This is a genomic window from Pseudomonas sp. NPDC077451 (assembly GCF_044543345.1).
Taxonomy (GTDB): Bacteria; Pseudomonadota; Gammaproteobacteria; order Pseudomonadales; family Pseudomonadaceae; genus Stutzerimonas.
This window is the reverse complement of sequence record NZ_JBITVX010000002.1, coordinates 516155-531897: the sequence shown is the minus strand read 5'-3', so window position 1 is coordinate 531897 and position 15743 is coordinate 516155. Positions and strand designations below refer to the sequence as shown.

The window sequence follows — 15743 nt, the reverse complement described above, 5'->3', positions numbered from 1 at the left end:
TGGTGTGACGCCGTTCAGAAAGTTTTCAGCGAAACCTGAAAATCACACGCAACCCTGCCATCCCTCGCTTGTCCAAATTCAACCTTACATCGAGCGGCTTAATGCGGGCGGAACTCAAATACCCCTGCGCAATCCAATCAGTTTGGATACTGAACCATTGCTGGAGCCAGTTGGCCTACCACCGCTCAGCGGTACGAAAGGTGGCGGCGCACCGAAGCAATTGATGTGGCGATCCTGAAGCTTGAGTTTGTTGCGGCGTAGTTAATCTGGAATGGAAATGCACCTAAGGACCCAGGTGATGACAAACATCAGCTCGAAATTTTTCTTTTTGCCGTTGGCCGTGCTGGCAATCGTCCTGCACTTTTCGGTATTTGGTGACAGCACGCATAACCCGATCGGCTTCAAGTTCCTCAACGAAGCCTATTTGGCTGTTAGCCTAGGTCTTTCGCTCCTGTTAATTCTCGCCAGTACCGAGGAAGCTTCCAGAGAATTTCGCATCCTGATGTATTACGCTTTTTACAGCGTTTTCGTGTTCACCGTGCTGCCTGCAATCTTCTCGTTCTATACCTTTGGCCAGCCAATCACCTACGGCCTGATCGAAGAACGTCGGATTCTTTTTACATTTGGCTTCGTACCGCTGCTATTGCTTGCCAAGCACATCAGCACCCGCCAGTTCGAGCATGCACTAATCTACGCGGCACTGATTGCTGTGATCCTCTCTTGGTGTTTCAAGTTCGGACTGGTCCCGGATCTGCGCGAGGAGCAAACATCCTGGGACCGCCCGGACCGCTCATCCATTGGGCCGTTCCTGATCTGTTTCGCCTATTTCTACTGCATTCAGGTATGGGCAAAAGGCAAGTCGCCTATCAATGGCGAAGAACGGCATCGAAAACTGTACCTCCTCATTGCCGCCGTACTGTTGCTGACCCTGGTCTTCGCCACTCAAACGCGTCAATTGATTGTGCTATGTCTAGCATTCACGTTGTTCTCATTGAGGGCCAAGGCAATTATCTGGGCTGCCTCGCTTTGCGTGCTGTTATCGCCGCTGTTTTTCTATCCGGAGCTCCTTGAAGTCCTCGGTTTAAACATCGAGTTCTATGAGAACAGCCTAGACGGCGACGTGGAGGATGGCGTGCGCCCCCATACGATCGCATCCGTCTTCAGTCATTTGAGCCTGGTTAACTGGCTGCCCAGCGGATCGTTATCGCTGATGTGGCAGGACGGCTTCATCCCCTATTTTGGTGAGCACTTCTTCCTGTCCGATATTGGCATCATCGGCACGCTGTTTCGGTTCGGTTTTCTCACTTTTTTGCTGGTCCCCCTGACATTGTTTGTCTACCGATGGATCGCCCGCACTATCAATACCGAAATGGAGTTCACCTACGCTGTGATGCTTGCCTTCTTCGTGATATGGCCACTTAACGGTCTATTCGAATATACCCAACCAGTTATTTGTATGCTTTTCGTATTACATGCTCTAAGGGCACGCCATCTTCGCAGCAAGGAACGAGTACATGAACGTCGCACTTATTCTCAACTACAAAGCTGCTACTGAGACGATCAGCTGCGCTGAAAGCCTGCTCGAGCATTGCACGACGATTGGCCATATCGTCATCATCGACAATGATTCGCAGGACGGTTCCGCGATCGCCCTTCAAAATTGGCTGGATGAAAAAGCTTATTCAAATGTGACTTTGCTTTGTAATCCAGACAACAGCGGTTATGCGGGTGGCAACAATTACGGGTTGCGCTGGGCAATGGAGCACCTGCAGCCCGAGTATTTCTGGGTTATCAATAACGATACCTATGTAGACAGTGATGCCTTCTCACCGCTATTGGAAGCATTGCAGCGAAATGATCGCCAGTTTGTCGGCTCGCTCGTATTGAGCGCAGACACAGGCCGACTGGAATGCTACGGCGGCGGAAAGCTCTATCCGATTCTTGGCAAGGCTCGATTACTCGGAAAAGACCAGAGCATCGAAGCGTCTCAGCGACAGAATCCTCAGCACGTTCCAGACTACATCATGGGCTGCAGCCTGGCGTTTTCGGCCGCTTTGACTGAAGAAATCGGTTTGATGGATGAAGATTACTTCATGTATTTCGAAGAAGTGGATTGGCAATACCGTGCGAAACGCTTTGGTGTTTCGACGAAAGTGATCCCTGAAAGCCGCCTATACCACTACGGCTCACTCAGTCTGGGCAACCGCTCAGCGTTTTATCACTACTACCGCAACCGAGCAGCCACCCGTTTCAACAAGCGCTTCTACGGCCCGGCATTCGCGATTGTCTCCGCGTTCCTGCTTTCGGCCGTTACAACTGTCAAGGAATACAAAAATCCCACCCTCGCCTGGTCAGGTATCAAGGGCGCCTTTAAGGGAGTAGCAATGAGTGTCGAGTGATACTAATGCGTTCGGAATAGATTTCTTTTCCGGCAATAAGAAAACTTTATTGACCTGCATACGCGAGGGAGTCAAGCAACCCTATTCGTTTGTGGTGACGCCGAACGTTGACCACCTCGTTCAACTGGAACATGACGCACAGCTGCGTGATGCTTATTTCAAAGCGCGCTGGAGAGTCTGCGACAGCCGGATTCTTCTGTCGCTGTTAAGTCGCCTGGGCGTGCATCTGGATGAAGCTATTCCCGGCAGTGATTTGACGCTTGATCTGCTCAAATGGGCGGACCGGGATCGGCTGCGAATTGTACTGATCGGTTCGGCAGCATCCGAAGCCGACAAACTCAGAGTCCTTTATCCCGGCATTTCCCTCTATCACTACAACCCGCCGATGGGCTTCATAAAGAAGCCGGAAGAAGTGCAGCGTTGCCTGCAGTTCATTCGTGAAAATCCATCGGAGCTGGTTCTGTATGCCGTGGGTACGCCGCGCGGAGAAGTCCTGGCCGCAGCCACTCAGCCCTATGAGCGCACGGGTATGGGCTTCAGTATCGGCGCCTCCATTTCTTTTGCGACGGGGACCATCAAGCGGGCCCCGAAGTGGATGCGCGAATACAAACTCGAATGGCTTCATCGCATGTGCATGGAACCGCGCAGGCTCGCCAAACGCTATTGGGCGGATGCGGTGTATATCGTGCCAGCATTTTTGCGGGAAAAAAGCTCCAGGCAAAAAGGCAGCCCAGCAAAACAGGAGTCTTGACCAATATTTGCAAGCCAACTTCCGGACACACCGGTCACTGAATGCAGTGGTCGTCGGTTCTTGAAGATTATTGAAAAACTTCGCTGCCGTTCAGCGTCACGTGCCAGGCAGGAACGAAGCAAGAGCATTTAAGAAAACCTATCTTCGAACAAGGAAGAAAATGAAAGCAATCATCACGGGTATCACAGGACAAGACGGCGCCTACCTGGCAGAACTTCTGCTGGAAAAAGGCTATACCGTCTACGGCACGTTTCGTCGCACCAGTTCAGTCAATTTCTGGCGAATCGAAGAGTTGGGCATCGACAAGCACCCCAACCTGCATCTTGTTGAGTATGACCTGACCGACTTGTCTTCCAGCATCCGGTTGCTTCAGAACACTGGCGCAACCGAGGTGTACAACCTCGCCGCCCAGAGCTTCGTAGGGGTTTCCTTCGAACAGCCGCTGACCACTCTAGACATCACCGGTGCGGGCGCCGTGAATCTGCTGGAAGCCATTAGGATCGTCAATCCTAAGATCCGCTTCTACCAAGCGTCGACCTCGGAAATGTTCGGCAAGGTGCAGGCCATTCCGCAAGCCGAAACCACACCGTTCTATCCCCGCAGCCCTTATGGCGTTGCCAAGCTCTATGCGCACTGGATGACAATCAACTACCGCGAGTCATACGGAATATTCGGCTGCAGCGGCATCTTGTTCAATCATGAATCTCCCCTGCGCGGACGTGAGTTCGTGACTCGGAAAATTACCGACTCGGTGGCCAAGATCAAACTGGGCAAACTCGACGTGCTAGAGCTCGGCAACATCGATGCGAAGCGTGATTGGGGCTTCGCCAAGGAATATGTCGAAGGCATGTGGCGCATGCTGCAGGCGGACGAACCCGATGTTTTCGTGCTTGCAACCAACCGAACCGAAACCGTGCGTGATTTCGTGACACTGGCATTCAAGGCGGTTGATGTCGAACTCCAATGGGAAGGCTCCGGCGAACAGGAGCAAGCCACCGACGCGGTAACCGGCAAGGTCGTTGTACGGGTCAATCCGAAGTTCTATCGCCCGGCAGAAGTCGACCTTCTGATCGGCGATCCGCAGAAGGCCAAGGACGTGCTGGGTTGGGAGCCTAAAACGACACTCGAGCAATTGTGCCGCATGATGGTTGACGCCGATATGCGCCGCAACCAGCAGGGCTTTTCGTTCTAGGGGCCTGCGATCGGCGGTTCCTCGCTCTTGATCAAGCATCCGACTGAAATCCGGTTACCCAGATGGGTAATCACGCAGGATCGCCAGCCGATACCTTGATCCGGAGCGGCCTGTTCGTAGTCCTTACGGTCGGTACCAGCTCTGCTGGCACGCCGAGCCAGCGTTGGCGCTATGGCATCGATCTAACGGAGCCGTTGAGGGTAACCGTAACGCCATATCTCACACTTATACGAAGGCTTTGCATCGCCGTAGAAACTGGAATTTCATCCTATCGGGAAGATCATGCGTAAAGTGCTGATTACCGGCGCCACCGGCTTTACCGGCCGCTACATGGCAGAAGAGCTCGCAGGCTGCGGCTACGAGGTCCATGGCCTCAGCTATCGTCAACCTGTCGGCGAACTGCCCGCGGCTATTTCAGCCGTCCATTGCTGCGCACTGAACAATGCAGAGCTGCTACGAGCCTTGCTGACGGAAATACGCCCAACCTACGTTGTGCACTTGGCGGCGGTCTCGTTCGTCGCCCACAGCGATGCGGATGCCATCTACACAGCCAACCTGCTCGGCACTCGCCATCTTCTGGAAGCGTTACGTACCACCGCTGCCACCGAGCTCGAAGGCGTGCTGCTAGCCAGCAGTGCAAACGTCTATGGAAACGCTACCGAAGGCGTCCTGGATGAGTCGTCGCCCTTTGCTCCGGCCAATGATTACGCTGTGAGCAAAGCTGCCATGGAGTTCCTCGCGAGGCTTTACCAGGATCGTTTGCCGCTGATAGTCAGCCGCCCGTTCAATTACACGGGCGTTGGACAGGCGGAGCAGTTTCTCATCCCGAAAATCGTGACGCACACGCGCCGTCGGGCCGCGGTCATCGAGCTCGGCAATCTGGATATCGCCCGCGATTTCTGCGATGTCCGTCAGGTTGTCCAAGCCTATCGACGCTTGCTCGAAACACCGGCTGCGATTGGCCAAACCGTCAATATCTGTTCTGGATCAGCCTATACGCTGGAGTACGTACTCGAACAGGCAGCGGCCATCTCCGGTCACCGCATGGAGGTCCGGGTCAACCCAGCGTTCGTGCGCAGCGCGGATGTGAAGAACCTGTTCGGCAGCCGAGCCAAGCTGGACTCGTTGATTGGCGACATGTCCCGAATCGAATTGAAGGAGACGCTGCGCTGGATGATCGAGCATCCCTCCGCAGCGAGCGCATGACCTACCAGCTTTACTCCCAGCACCGAGGTGCGGATCTCGGTCTATGGCGGTAATCACCCCTAATTGCACAAAACAGTGAGTTCAAAAGTGCCTCGCTCGCCGACCTGCCGTGCTTAGTGGAGTCAATTAACCTTATCCGGCCGGTCAATAACAATCGCCAAAACGGTCACTCGGTTGTTTTTTAATTTCTATATTGCCTGGAAGCAGCAGCGTTGCAGCCCGCCTCTTTTATGTACATCCGTCGTGAACCGCAGAGAAACGGAGCGGTCTATGGCTACTGTGAGCAACGCAGCGCCTTCTTCCTATACGGGAAAGACGCTAACCCAAGGTTGAGCGGAACCTATTCAGTGGCTCATCCAGCACCGATCTCACACCGAGTCTGAAGGTATACCTCTCAGAGCTTGCAGTAGCGGCATCAGGAACAGCAGAGATTGGATGCGTTTGTTGCACCGCCGAAAGAGCTTCGGCGATTGTCGATAGACGAGTCAGTGTCGGCTCGCTCCTTCAGCTAAAGGTGAATTGCGCTGTTTCACTTCGTAAAAACAACTATTCCGTCAAGGATGAAGAAACCATGAAACCACTATTTGCTCTCGCTTTCTCTTCCGTGCTGGTGTTGCAGGGATGCGTATTCTCTCCTGGTCAGCACCTGGATCCCGGTCAGTTCAAAGACGGCGCAGAAACGGAAGATGGCACCGTCCAGCTGATGCGCATTACCCCTGAAATGCTCAAGGGCGAAGTCTCTTCCGACCAAGGCACCTCCAGCAAGCAAGAGCTACTGAGCTTCAAGCCCGAGGCTTACCGCATCGGCGCCAACGACCTTCTCTACATCACCGTCTGGGACCATCCTGAACTGACCGCTCCTTCGGGCCCGCAACAGCAGCTGGATGCTAACGGTCGCCTGGTTCGTCCGGACGGCACCCTCTTCTACCCCTACATCGGGAACATCGAAGCAGCAGGCAAAACCATCGAGCAACTTCGCTCCGATATTTCCAAAAGGCTGGCCAATTACATCGACAGCCCGCAAGTCGACGTCAGCCTGCTGCGTTTCGGTAGCCAGCGCATCGTGCTTTCCGGGGCATTCAATACGGCTGGCGAAGTTGAAGTGACTACCGCTCCGATGACCATCATGCAGGCTATTGGTCAGGCCGGTGTCGATACCGATACGGCCGATCTGTCCGGCCTGATGCTCAAGCGTGACGGCCGTGAGTACATGCTCGATCTCGACGATCTGAACCGCCCCGACTCCTGGCTGCACAAGGTTTATCTGAAGGACGGCGACCAGCTCCATCTGCCGTACAACGATCAGAAGAAGGTCTACGTTCTGGGCGAGGTGGTAAATCCGCAAGCCATGACATTCAAGGCAACCAGTCTCAACTTGATGGATGCTATCGGCACCGCAGGCGGTATCCGTCAGGACACCGCCGATGGCGAAGCGGTTTACGTTATTCGTGGCGCAGAGAATATCGCCACTGAAAAAGCCACAGTGTTCCAGCTGAATGCCGAATCCCCAGCGGCCTTCGCTCTGGCTCAACACTTCCCACTGCAACCGCAGGACGTCGTGTTCGTTGGACCGGCTGGCATCACTCGCTGGAACCGCTTCATCAGCCAGTTGCTGCCGTCGGCTAGCGTGATCGGTACCGGCGCTGCGTTCAACCGCTAACAGCATCTGATCATCAGGTCGAGATCGACCTGATTGAACCGCAGTCAGCCGCAAGGCGACTGCGGTTTTTTAATTCACCTGAACCCACTCCCCTGCCAGACCGACTCTAAGCTCGCTACTCGGTCGGAATCGACGGATCGTCTTCGAACATATCTATATCGTCATCGCTGATTTCCGTTTCATCCGGATCAGACATCGGTGCATCGTTGATGCTGGCACCATCCGGATCGCCTGGAAGGGGTTTGTCGTTGCTCGGATCATTTGCGGCCAACATCCGACCGGTATCGATCTGTGTATCCAGCATTTCATCTCGCATGACTCACCTCGCTACAGGCCGTCAGTGACCTAGGAAATTCGAACCATACGAACCTGGATCGTGCGTCTCCGCTAGTCGGAACGACGCAGCGGCAGCTTGGCGAATAGCAGGTGATCAGGCCTCACGAGTCGCCTGGTTGAATACCGATTGTCAGGGATGGGGGAACGGGCCGTGTGCTGTCTCCTCTATAAAGAGCACGCTCACGAAGCCCGGCCAACGGTATGAACGGGCTGAACTCTTGCAACATCAGGCAACGGAACGCTCGGTGCAGCACTGTCTCGAAGGAACAGCCATGCATTCGGATGACCATTCCCTGTCTCGCCGCCGACTGATTCAAGGCGCCGCCGCCACGGTAGCGGTCGGTGCGACAGCTTCGGCGTTAGGCCAGACTGCAAACTCAGGTTCCGCTTCCACCCAACCAAAGCCCGACCCGTTACGCTCGCCGCAAAAGATCTATCCACAACCACCTTTTTCGGCACAGCCGCAGCCATGGCCGGGACTGGCGGAAAAGATGGAACCGAAACCCGACCACGGCGAGACCAGCTACCACGGCAGCAACCGCCTGGCTGGACGAAAGGCACTGATAACCGGTGGTGACTCGGGTATCGGTCGGGCCGCGGCGATTGCGTTCGCGCGTGAGGGTGCCGATGTGGCTATTGGTTACCTGCCCGATGAAGAACCCGATGCACAAGATGTCGTGAGGCTGATCCGCGAGGCCGGACGCAAAGCTGTGGCGCTGCCCGGCGATATCCGCGACGAAGCCTTCTGCCAGCGGCTGGTCGAACAAGCTGTGGAAGGCTTGGGCGGCCTGGACATCCTAGTCAACAACGCGGCGCGGCAAAACAGTGAACAATCGATTCTCGACATCACCACCGACGAGTTCGATTGGACACTAAAAACCAACCTCTACGCGATGTTCTGGATCACCAAGGCCGCGGTCCCCCATCTCCCTGCAGGCGCGTCGATCATCAATACGTCCTCGGTCACCACCTATGATCCACCGCCCAACCTGCTGGACTACTCCATGACCAAAGCGGGCATCGTCAACTTCAGCAAATGCCTAGCCAAGCAACTGATCAGCAAAGGCATACGGGTCAATGCCGTGGCGCCCGGTCCGTTCTGGACGCCCTTGCAGGTCAGCGGCGGGCAGACCATGGAAAACCTGAAGAGCTTCGGCAGTAGCACCCCGATCGGCCGACCGGGGCAACCAGTGGAGCTCGCCCCCGTCTACGTATTGCTTGCCTCGACGGCGGCCAGCTACGTGACAGGTCAGGTCTACGGCGCAACCGGTGGCACCGGCCAGCCTTGAGGTCCGATCCAGACCGGCTCCAAGGCATGCATAACGCGCCGACCGCTCAAGCAGCCTAGGCTGAGCATCAGCCCAGGCGGCGCCGCCATCATGACATTCAAGGCCATGGTTAACGGATGCCAGGATAACGCCGCCCCGGCGACCCGGCAGTTCAAGGCTAGGCAGGCTGAACCGGGTGCTTGGTTCGGCCAGGATCGCGGATTGTCCGCCAAGGGCTCGCGCGGTTACTTCAGCAGGTTTCAGCATTCCTAGAGCGGTAACGCGGCGGGCCTTGCGCGCGAAGCCCTCGCTCTCCTGATAAACTTGCCCGCCATTTCTCGAGGCGATTGGTCAGCAACTGCCCCAGTGCCCCGCAACGCGCCCTGATAGCCGCTACGTCACCACGTCTCCGAAACAGTGGCAAGTACGCCAGCCTTCATAAACGTATCGAAACAGCTGAAGCGCGTCAGAACACTCAGCCGGAAAGCCGCATGAACCCAAGTTACAAGCTCGTCACCACACACCCTTCGCCATCGCGCCGGTTTTCCGTCGCCCCGATGATGGACTGGACAGACAGGCACTGTCGGTATTTTCTGCGCCAGCTTTCTAGGCACGCCCTGCTCTATACCGAGATGGTCACCACCGGCGCATTGATCAACGGCGATGCCGATCGCTTCCTACGTCATGATGAGGCGGAGCATCCGTTGGCGCTACAGCTTGGCGGCAGCGTGCCCGGTGATCTTGCCATTTGCTCAAAGATGGCCGAAGCGGCTGGTTATGACGAGGTGAATCTCAACGTCGGATGCCCCAGCGACCGCGTGCAGAACAACCTGATCGGCGCGTGCCTGATGGGCTATCCGGCACTGGTCGCCGAATGCGTGAAAGCGATGCGAGATGCGGTGGATATCGATGTAACAGTCAAGCACCGCATCGGTATCAACGGACGCGACAGCTATGCCGAACTTTGTGATTTCGTTGGACAGGTCCGAGAAGCAGGCTGCCGCAGTTTTACCGTCCATGCCCGTATTGCGATTCTGGAAGGACTCTCACCGAAGGAGAATCGGGAGGTTCCGCCCCTTCGCTATGACGTCGCGCAGCAATTGAAGCGCGACTTTCCGGATCTGGAAATCATCCTCAACGGCGGCATCAAGACGCTGGACCAATGTGAAGCCCACCTTGAGCAGTTCGATGGGGTAATGCTCGGCCGCGAGGCCTATCACAATCCTTACCTGCTAGCGCAGGTTGATGCCAGGCTGTTTGGCAGCCAAGAGCCGATTATTACCCGCGCCGATGCACTGCGACGGATGCGCCCTTATATTCAGAATCATCTTGATAGCGGCGGCTCGATGCATCACGTTACCCGTCATGTTCTAGGCCTGGGCCAGGGTTTCCCAGGAGCTAGACGCTTTCGCCAGTTGCTATCGGTCGACATCCACAAAACCAAGGAGCCAATGGCGCTGCTCGATCAAGCGACCATGCTGCTCGAAGGACACTGATTCAGTTATCGGGAACACACGACCGCATTTTTGATCCAACAGCTGCCCCACCCTGACCATCCGATCCAAATGGCGCGATGGCCACGGATTCAAGTTACGTCAACCAAAGGATAGAGCGCCCATATGACGTCCAAGCTGGAACAACTCAAGCAATTCACCACCGTGGTTGCCGACACCGGCGACCTCGACGCCATCGCCCGCCTCCAACCGGTTGATGCGACCACCAACCCATCGCTTCTGCTCAAAGCCGCCGCCCTGCCCCGCTACGCCGATCACCTTAAGGCGGCCATGTCTAACTGCAAGGGCGACATCGGCCTGGGCTGCGATCTGTTCGCCGTCGCAGTTGGTCAAGAAGTGCTCAAGTTGATCCCGGGCCGGATCTCCACGGAAGTCGATGCGAGGCTTTCCTTCGATTCACAGGCCATGGTTCAGCGCGGCGAACGCCTGATCGGCCTGTACGAGCAGGCCGGCGTATCCCGCGACCGCGTATTGATCAAACTAGCCTCGACCTGGGAGGGCATTCGTGCCGCTGAGCAGCTAGAAAAATCGGGTATCCAGACCAACCTGACGCTGCTGTTCTCTTTCACCCAGGCCGTCGCCTGTGCCGAGGCTGGTGTATATCTAATTTCACCCTTCGTCGGTCGCATCTATGACTGGTACAAAAAGTCCGAAGGTCGTGACTACGTCGGTGACGAAGATCCAGGCGTACAGTCGGTCAGCCGGATTTACGACTACTACAAGGCACACGGTTACGAGACCGTCGTGATGGGCGCCAGCTTTCGCAACGCGGGGCAGATCGAAGCGCTTGCCGGCTGTGATCGACTGACCATCAGTCCCGAGCTGCTGAGCCAGCTGGCGCAGGAGGAAGGCACTCTGGAGCGCAAGCTGTCACCGGGCCGCAAATCCGAGCCACGCATTACGCTGGACGAACGCAGCTTCCGCTGGGGGTTGAACGAAGATCCAATGGCGACTGAGAAGCTGGCCGAGGGGATTCGGCAGTTCGCGAGGGATCAGGAAAAGCTCGAAGCGCTCCTACCAACGAAGCTGTAGTTCAGGACCGCTCCAACGCCGTCACGAGGTCGCGAAAGGCCTCGCGGTTGGATTCGTTGAGGCTCATCAGAATTCGGTGCGCCTCAAGTACCTTGTCTTTCACGACTTCCTCAGACTGATCCTGGCTTGGCAGGTCGGCCAGTTGCTCAGGCGACGGCAGCGGCTGGTCGACAATGTTGAAGACCTGATCGAAGCCCATTGATTGCAGAAGACGCGTAATGTCTGCATGGGTGGTAACCAACGTCGGCAGCATGCCGACCTTCTGCCGCGAAAGTATTGAAAGTTTGGCGAGCAGGCCCAGCGTCGTGCTGTCGATGCTACGGCTTTCGGTGAGATCGATAACGATCGATGAGAAATTGCGTGACGAAAATATCTTCTCGATCGTTGCGTCCAGCGCCGAGCAAAGTGTCAGGCGGATCTCACCGACAAACTTAAGAACGAATGTACCGTTCTGCTCAGCAAACTGGATTTTACCAGCGCTCATGCAAGGTTCCTGCTCAGTACCAACAACGCGATGTCATCGGGCATATCCTCTAGATCGGCTAGGCCCAACACCCGCTGTAGCCCGCCCAGCGTGCCGCCTGCTTCGCGAATCAACCCGGGTAGCCCAGCCTCTTTCTCTTTGAGGGTATCGCCCGGCAAAAGGTCCAAAATGCCATCGGAAAGTAGCGTCAGGCTGAAAGAATCAGGCAACTCTATCTCGTAATTATCGTAGGTCGCTTCGACAAACAAACCGACCGGTAGACCTTTTCCTTCGAGATACCTGGCGACGCCGTCGGCGTATATCACCGGCATCGGAAGGTGGCCACCGATACTGTAATGCAGCAGGTTGCGTTCCTGATCGATCACGCCGCCCAGCATCGTGACGTGCTTGCCGAGTTTGCAATTGATCAGCCCACGATTGATGTGGTCAAGCACCTCGGACGGCTTGAATGCGCGCAGCGCTCTGCCCCGCCGGGATTCGTAGAGCAGGCGCGTGGTCATGAACTTCAACAGGACCGTGACGAATGCAGAGGAGGCGCCATGGCCGGACACATCCGCCAGATAGAAGCCAATGCGGTGCTCGTCGACGCGAAAATAATCGACGAAATCACCTGAGAGGTAGAGCGAGGGGATGATCTGATGGGCGAACTGAAATTCGTCGAGGTTGCAGGGCGTGACCGGCAGCATGTTCATCTGCACCTGCCGGCCGGCATCTTGATCTTCCTGCAACAGATGCAAGCTCGCCTGCAGGTCGCGGTTAGCCGTTTCCAGCTGCTCGCGGTAGCGCCTGTTCTCCAGACGCAAGCGCGAACGATCGAGCGCTCGACGGACAGAGTGTTCGAGCATCGCCAGATCTTCGAGGGGCTTGATCAAATAATCAGCTGCGCCCAATCGCAGAGCCTCGACGGCATCGCTCATCACACCTGCACCTGAGACCACGATGACCGGAAGGTCAGCCTGGCGCTCACTGATCAGCCGGATCAGCTCAAGACCATCCATTTGCGGCATGCGCAGATCGCAAATCACCAGGTCAGGGTGTTCCGCGTCGAACAGCTCCACTCCGCGCGGTCCGTTAGGCGCCTGCAGGACCTTGAAACCGCTGTCATCCAGATAGGCAGCCAGGCTGGCTCGTACCACATCGTCGTCATCTATGATCAGCAGCGTCGCGCTTGGGTTATGCATGTTCCTACCAGGCGGTATCGCCAGGATGATTGGCGAAAGCATCGGCCCTGCGCGCGCGCTGGGCATGGGATCTTTTCAAGGCGCAGACGGTACTCCCATACGATCTGTGTTTCAAGCCAGGCGCGGTCCCTGCGTCTGTCCTTTACAGGCGGAATTGACAGGCGTTATAAGAACCGACGAAACAAGAACTCAGAGGACGAAACAATGACTCAGCGAGATCGAGACTACAGTGAAAAACGCGACTTCATTCGCATGAATGTCGAGACCGCAATCACCCTGACGCAGGGTGCCCAGCACTACGACGCAACCTGCCTGGACCTTTCCAGCACGGGGATGCAGGTGGTCGCAGCGACCCGCTTGCAGATGGGTGACAAAGTCCATGTGCACATCCCCTCGGAGCACAGCGAACTGAAGGGCCTGGACGCTGAAACAGAAGTGGTGCGGGTCGGCATGCAGGAGGATGGACGGCAAAGTCTAGGCCTGGCCATCCTTTCGATGAGCTGAGAATTGTTTGACGCGAACGCCTTGGCATGGCCGTGGCGTGACGAGGCGGACGAACCGCACTGGCCGAGCCAATGCGGTCCGAGCGACGGTTAGAAGTCGTCTTCGACCTGACCATCCTGCGTGCGGAATTCGCGGTTCTGCAGATAAGCGTTGCGCACGAAGATATACCGGTCGCCAGTGATCATTTTTTCTGCCGAGAGCAAATCGGCACGCAGGTCGACAACGTTGACGGCTCGCGTCACATTGCGTGTCGGCACATGGTCCATGTACGGATATGGCTGCAGCAACGAATCGGGTACGCGTCCTGCCGCATCGCGCACGGTGCTCGGCCCCAGCAGGGGCAACACCACATACGGCCCACTGCCCAGCCCCCAGGCGCCCAGCGTCTGTCCGAAGTCCTCATCATTCTTCTGCAAGCCCATACGGGTCGCGACGTCAAAGAAGCCCAGTACGCCAAAGGTGCTGTTGAAAAGGATGCGGCTGGTATCGATCCCTGCGTCACGGACCTTGCCCTGCAGCAGGTCATTGGTCAGCACCACGACGTCGCCTAGATTGCTGAATATGTTGCCAATGCCATCCTCGACGACGTTTGGCGTGATCTTCTGATAGCCCTGCGCAAGCGGCTTGAGCGTATAGGTATCGACCTTGTCGTTGAAGGTGAAGATCGCCCGGTTGACACCTTCCCAAGGATCCTCCTCGGCTGCCTGCACTGACGAAGCGCCGAACATCCCCAGCACAACGACGAAGGCAACAGTGAAGTTCTCTACCCAATCCTTGCTGATCAATCGCATCGCAGGCTTCTCCTTTATTCGTATGCGGGTGGCTGCCCATCAAAGCGCAGCAGTATAAATCTAATCACACCGCTCCCGGCAGCAGGCGGACATGCGGATCAGTAGCGGCGAACTTCACCGCACTCTACCCAATCAAATCAACGACAAGGCTGGGCCGCTGGTTTAACCTGATCTCATAGTGCCTTGGCGGAAGCTGGCCCCGAAAAAATCACAGAGGGATGAAATATGCCGGAACATGATCTGCAGTCACAGCTTGCGGAGCTGCGTAGTCAACTAGCTTCGGACGCTCCGCTTACGGAAGAAGAGCGCGCGTCACTGCAACTGATTGCTCAGGACATCGATCTGCGCCTGGCCAACCAGGGCGTAGTCGATCACCAGAACGACTCGCTGGTCGATGGCGTCAACCTGGCGGTCGAGCGTTTCGAAGTCAGCCATCCCAACACCGCCATGACGCTGCGCAATATCATGCAAACATTGGCGAACATGGGTATCTGAGCGAAACCTGCTCGAGGTATCAGAGCGTGGACGGGTCCACGCTCTCCGACCGCAGCGTTTATTGTCGAACCTGCCGGCCATTGTCTGGGAATACGTCGTGAGTGCTGCGGTACGGATTGATATCCAGCCCGCCGCGACGCACATAGCGTGCATGTACGCTCAATCGATCGGGTGTCAGCACGCGCTGCAAGTCGAGGAAGATCCGCTCAACGCACTGTTCGTGAAAGTCCGCGTGTTGGCGAAAGCTCACCAGATAGGCAAGCAGGCTGCCGTGGTCCAGCGCAGCGCCCCGATATTCGATCACCACTGTGCCCCAGTCCGGTTGCCCGGTGACGGGGCAGTTGGATTTCAGCAGGTGGCTGTAGACGCGCTCTTCGACCTGACGCAAAGAGTCGCTGCGTAGTAGCTCGGGGCGCGGTGAATCATAGTCTTCGATGGTGACATCCAGATCATCGATACAGAGCCCGTCTAGCGCCGCAATCCCCTCTTCAGCCACTTCGTCCAGCGTCCGCAGGCGAACGCCGACGGGTTTACCCGCAGCGGCTGACAAATCCCGCGTCATAACGTCCACGAGCGCCTGCCGGCTCTCAAAAACCGACTGGTTCAGAGAGTTCAGATAGAGCTTGAAGGACTTGGATTCGATGATGTTGGGCGAGTCGGCAGGAATGCTGAACTCACCAATGGCCACCACCGGTTTGCCAGACGGCAACAGCCAGGACAGCTCGTAGCAGTTCCAGATATCGACGCCACCATAGGGCAAGCTTTCGGCTGTCAGCCCCAGCTCGGCCCACTTCGGTGCGCGGGGGATGGGAAAGAGTTGCTCAGGACTGTAGGTCGCAACATAGGCGCTGGATTTGCCCAGCGGGGATAGTTCGGCGGGGTGCTGCATGGCGGAAACCTGTGCGAAAAACGGCCGCAAGTGTATCGGTT

At 56.5% G+C, this 15743-nt stretch carries 16 protein-coding genes; 11 read left to right on the top strand and 5 right to left on the bottom strand.

Translation table 11 applies throughout. The annotated features are described in order from the left end of the window. Positions 1-298: 298 nt before the first annotated feature. From ACIGHL_RS06225 to ACIGHL_RS06200, 6 genes are all read left to right on the top strand, one after another. Positions 299-1555: a hypothetical protein gene (locus ACIGHL_RS06225; RefSeq protein ID WP_128120603.1), complete on the top strand. Its 1257-nt coding sequence runs from the start codon at positions 299-301 to the stop codon at positions 1553-1555. Further along, complete coding sequence (locus tag ACIGHL_RS06220) at positions 1515-2399, top strand: glycosyltransferase family 2 protein (RefSeq protein ID WP_128120602.1); 885 nt, start codon at positions 1515-1517, stop codon at positions 2397-2399. Before ACIGHL_RS06225 ends, ACIGHL_RS06220 begins: the two co-directional genes overlap by 41 nt. Continuing rightward, positions 2389-3150, top strand: a complete 762-nt coding sequence (locus tag ACIGHL_RS06215; protein ID WP_128120601.1) for a WecB/TagA/CpsF family glycosyltransferase — start codon at positions 2389-2391, stop codon at positions 3148-3150. Before ACIGHL_RS06220 ends, ACIGHL_RS06215 begins: the two co-directional genes overlap by 11 nt. A gap of 160 nt (positions 3151-3310) precedes the next feature. Further along, a complete protein-coding gene (gene gmd, locus ACIGHL_RS06210; RefSeq protein WP_128120600.1) occupies positions 3311-4342 on the top strand; it encodes a GDP-mannose 4,6-dehydratase in 1032 nt (343 codons plus the stop codon). Between the two features lie 282 nt (positions 4343-4624). After that, positions 4625-5548: a GDP-mannose 4,6-dehydratase gene (locus tag ACIGHL_RS06205; RefSeq protein ID WP_082082174.1), complete on the top strand. Its 924-nt coding sequence runs from the start codon at positions 4625-4627 to the stop codon at positions 5546-5548. Between the two features lie 571 nt (positions 5549-6119). Then, complete coding sequence (locus tag ACIGHL_RS06200) at positions 6120-7208, top strand: polysaccharide biosynthesis/export family protein (RefSeq protein ID WP_128120599.1); 1089 nt, start codon at positions 6120-6122, stop codon at positions 7206-7208. 115 nt (positions 7209-7323) lie between these two features. On the opposite strand, the gene ACIGHL_RS06195 is transcribed toward ACIGHL_RS06200, so the two are convergent. Next, positions 7324-7524 (bottom strand): hypothetical protein, encoded by a 201-nt coding sequence (locus tag ACIGHL_RS06195; protein WP_128120598.1) that lies wholly within the window; start codon positions 7522-7524, stop codon positions 7324-7326. A 292-nt stretch (positions 7525-7816) separates the two neighbouring features. On the opposite strand from ACIGHL_RS06195, the gene ACIGHL_RS06190 reads away from it, so the two are divergent. The 3 genes from ACIGHL_RS06190 to tal all read left to right on the top strand — a co-directional run bounded on the left by ACIGHL_RS06190 (position 7817) and on the right by tal (position 11358). Beyond that, on the top strand, positions 7817-8833 hold the full coding sequence (locus ACIGHL_RS06190; protein WP_128120597.1) for an SDR family oxidoreductase: 1017 nt from the start codon (positions 7817-7819) through the stop codon (positions 8831-8833). Between the two features lie 470 nt (positions 8834-9303). Then, positions 9304-10308: a tRNA dihydrouridine(20/20a) synthase DusA gene (gene dusA / locus ACIGHL_RS06185; RefSeq protein ID WP_128120596.1), complete on the top strand. Its 1005-nt coding sequence runs from the start codon at positions 9304-9306 to the stop codon at positions 10306-10308. Positions 10309-10431: 123 nt separating this feature from the next. Next, positions 10432-11358, top strand: a complete 927-nt coding sequence (gene tal, locus ACIGHL_RS06180) for a transaldolase (protein ID WP_128120595.1) — start codon at positions 10432-10434, stop codon at positions 11356-11358. A gap of 1 nt (position 11359) precedes the next feature. Here the strand turns inward: tal and rssC are convergent, their stop codons facing one another. Together rssC and rssB are read right to left on the bottom strand one after the other, a co-directional pair. Next, positions 11360-11842 (bottom strand): anti-sigma factor antagonist RssC, encoded by a 483-nt coding sequence (gene rssC / locus ACIGHL_RS06175; RefSeq protein WP_216706855.1) that lies wholly within the window; start codon positions 11840-11842, stop codon positions 11360-11362. Continuing rightward, a complete protein-coding gene (gene rssB / locus ACIGHL_RS06170) occupies positions 11839-13023 on the bottom strand; it encodes a two-component system response regulator RssB (protein WP_216706856.1) in 1185 nt (394 codons plus the stop codon). The genes rssC and rssB overlap by 4 nt, the downstream gene beginning before the upstream one ends. 204 nt (positions 13024-13227) lie before the next feature. Here rssB and ACIGHL_RS06165 point away from each other — a divergent pair, with 204 nt between their 5' ends. Next, the gene (locus tag ACIGHL_RS06165) at positions 13228-13527 is read left to right on the top strand and encodes a PilZ domain-containing protein (RefSeq protein WP_216706857.1); all 300 of its coding nucleotides are present in this window, start codon (positions 13228-13230) and stop codon (positions 13525-13527) included. Positions 13528-13616: 89 nt separating this feature from the next. Here the strand turns inward: ACIGHL_RS06165 and ACIGHL_RS06160 are convergent, their stop codons facing one another. Next, positions 13617-14255: an MlaA family lipoprotein gene (locus tag ACIGHL_RS06160; RefSeq protein WP_241509160.1), complete on the bottom strand. Its 639-nt coding sequence runs from the start codon at positions 14253-14255 to the stop codon at positions 13617-13619. 288 nt (positions 14256-14543) lie between these two features. Between ACIGHL_RS06160 and ACIGHL_RS06155 the strand changes: the two genes are divergently transcribed. After that, a complete protein-coding gene (locus tag ACIGHL_RS06155; RefSeq protein WP_128120593.1) occupies positions 14544-14813 on the top strand; it encodes a DUF4404 family protein in 270 nt (89 codons plus the stop codon). Positions 14814-14871: 58 nt separating this feature from the next. On the opposite strand, the gene queF is transcribed toward ACIGHL_RS06155, so the two are convergent. After that, a complete protein-coding gene (queF, locus tag ACIGHL_RS06150; RefSeq protein ID WP_128120592.1) occupies positions 14872-15702 on the bottom strand; it encodes an NADPH-dependent 7-cyano-7-deazaguanine reductase QueF in 831 nt (276 codons plus the stop codon). Between the last annotated feature and the right edge of the window lie 41 nt (positions 15703-15743).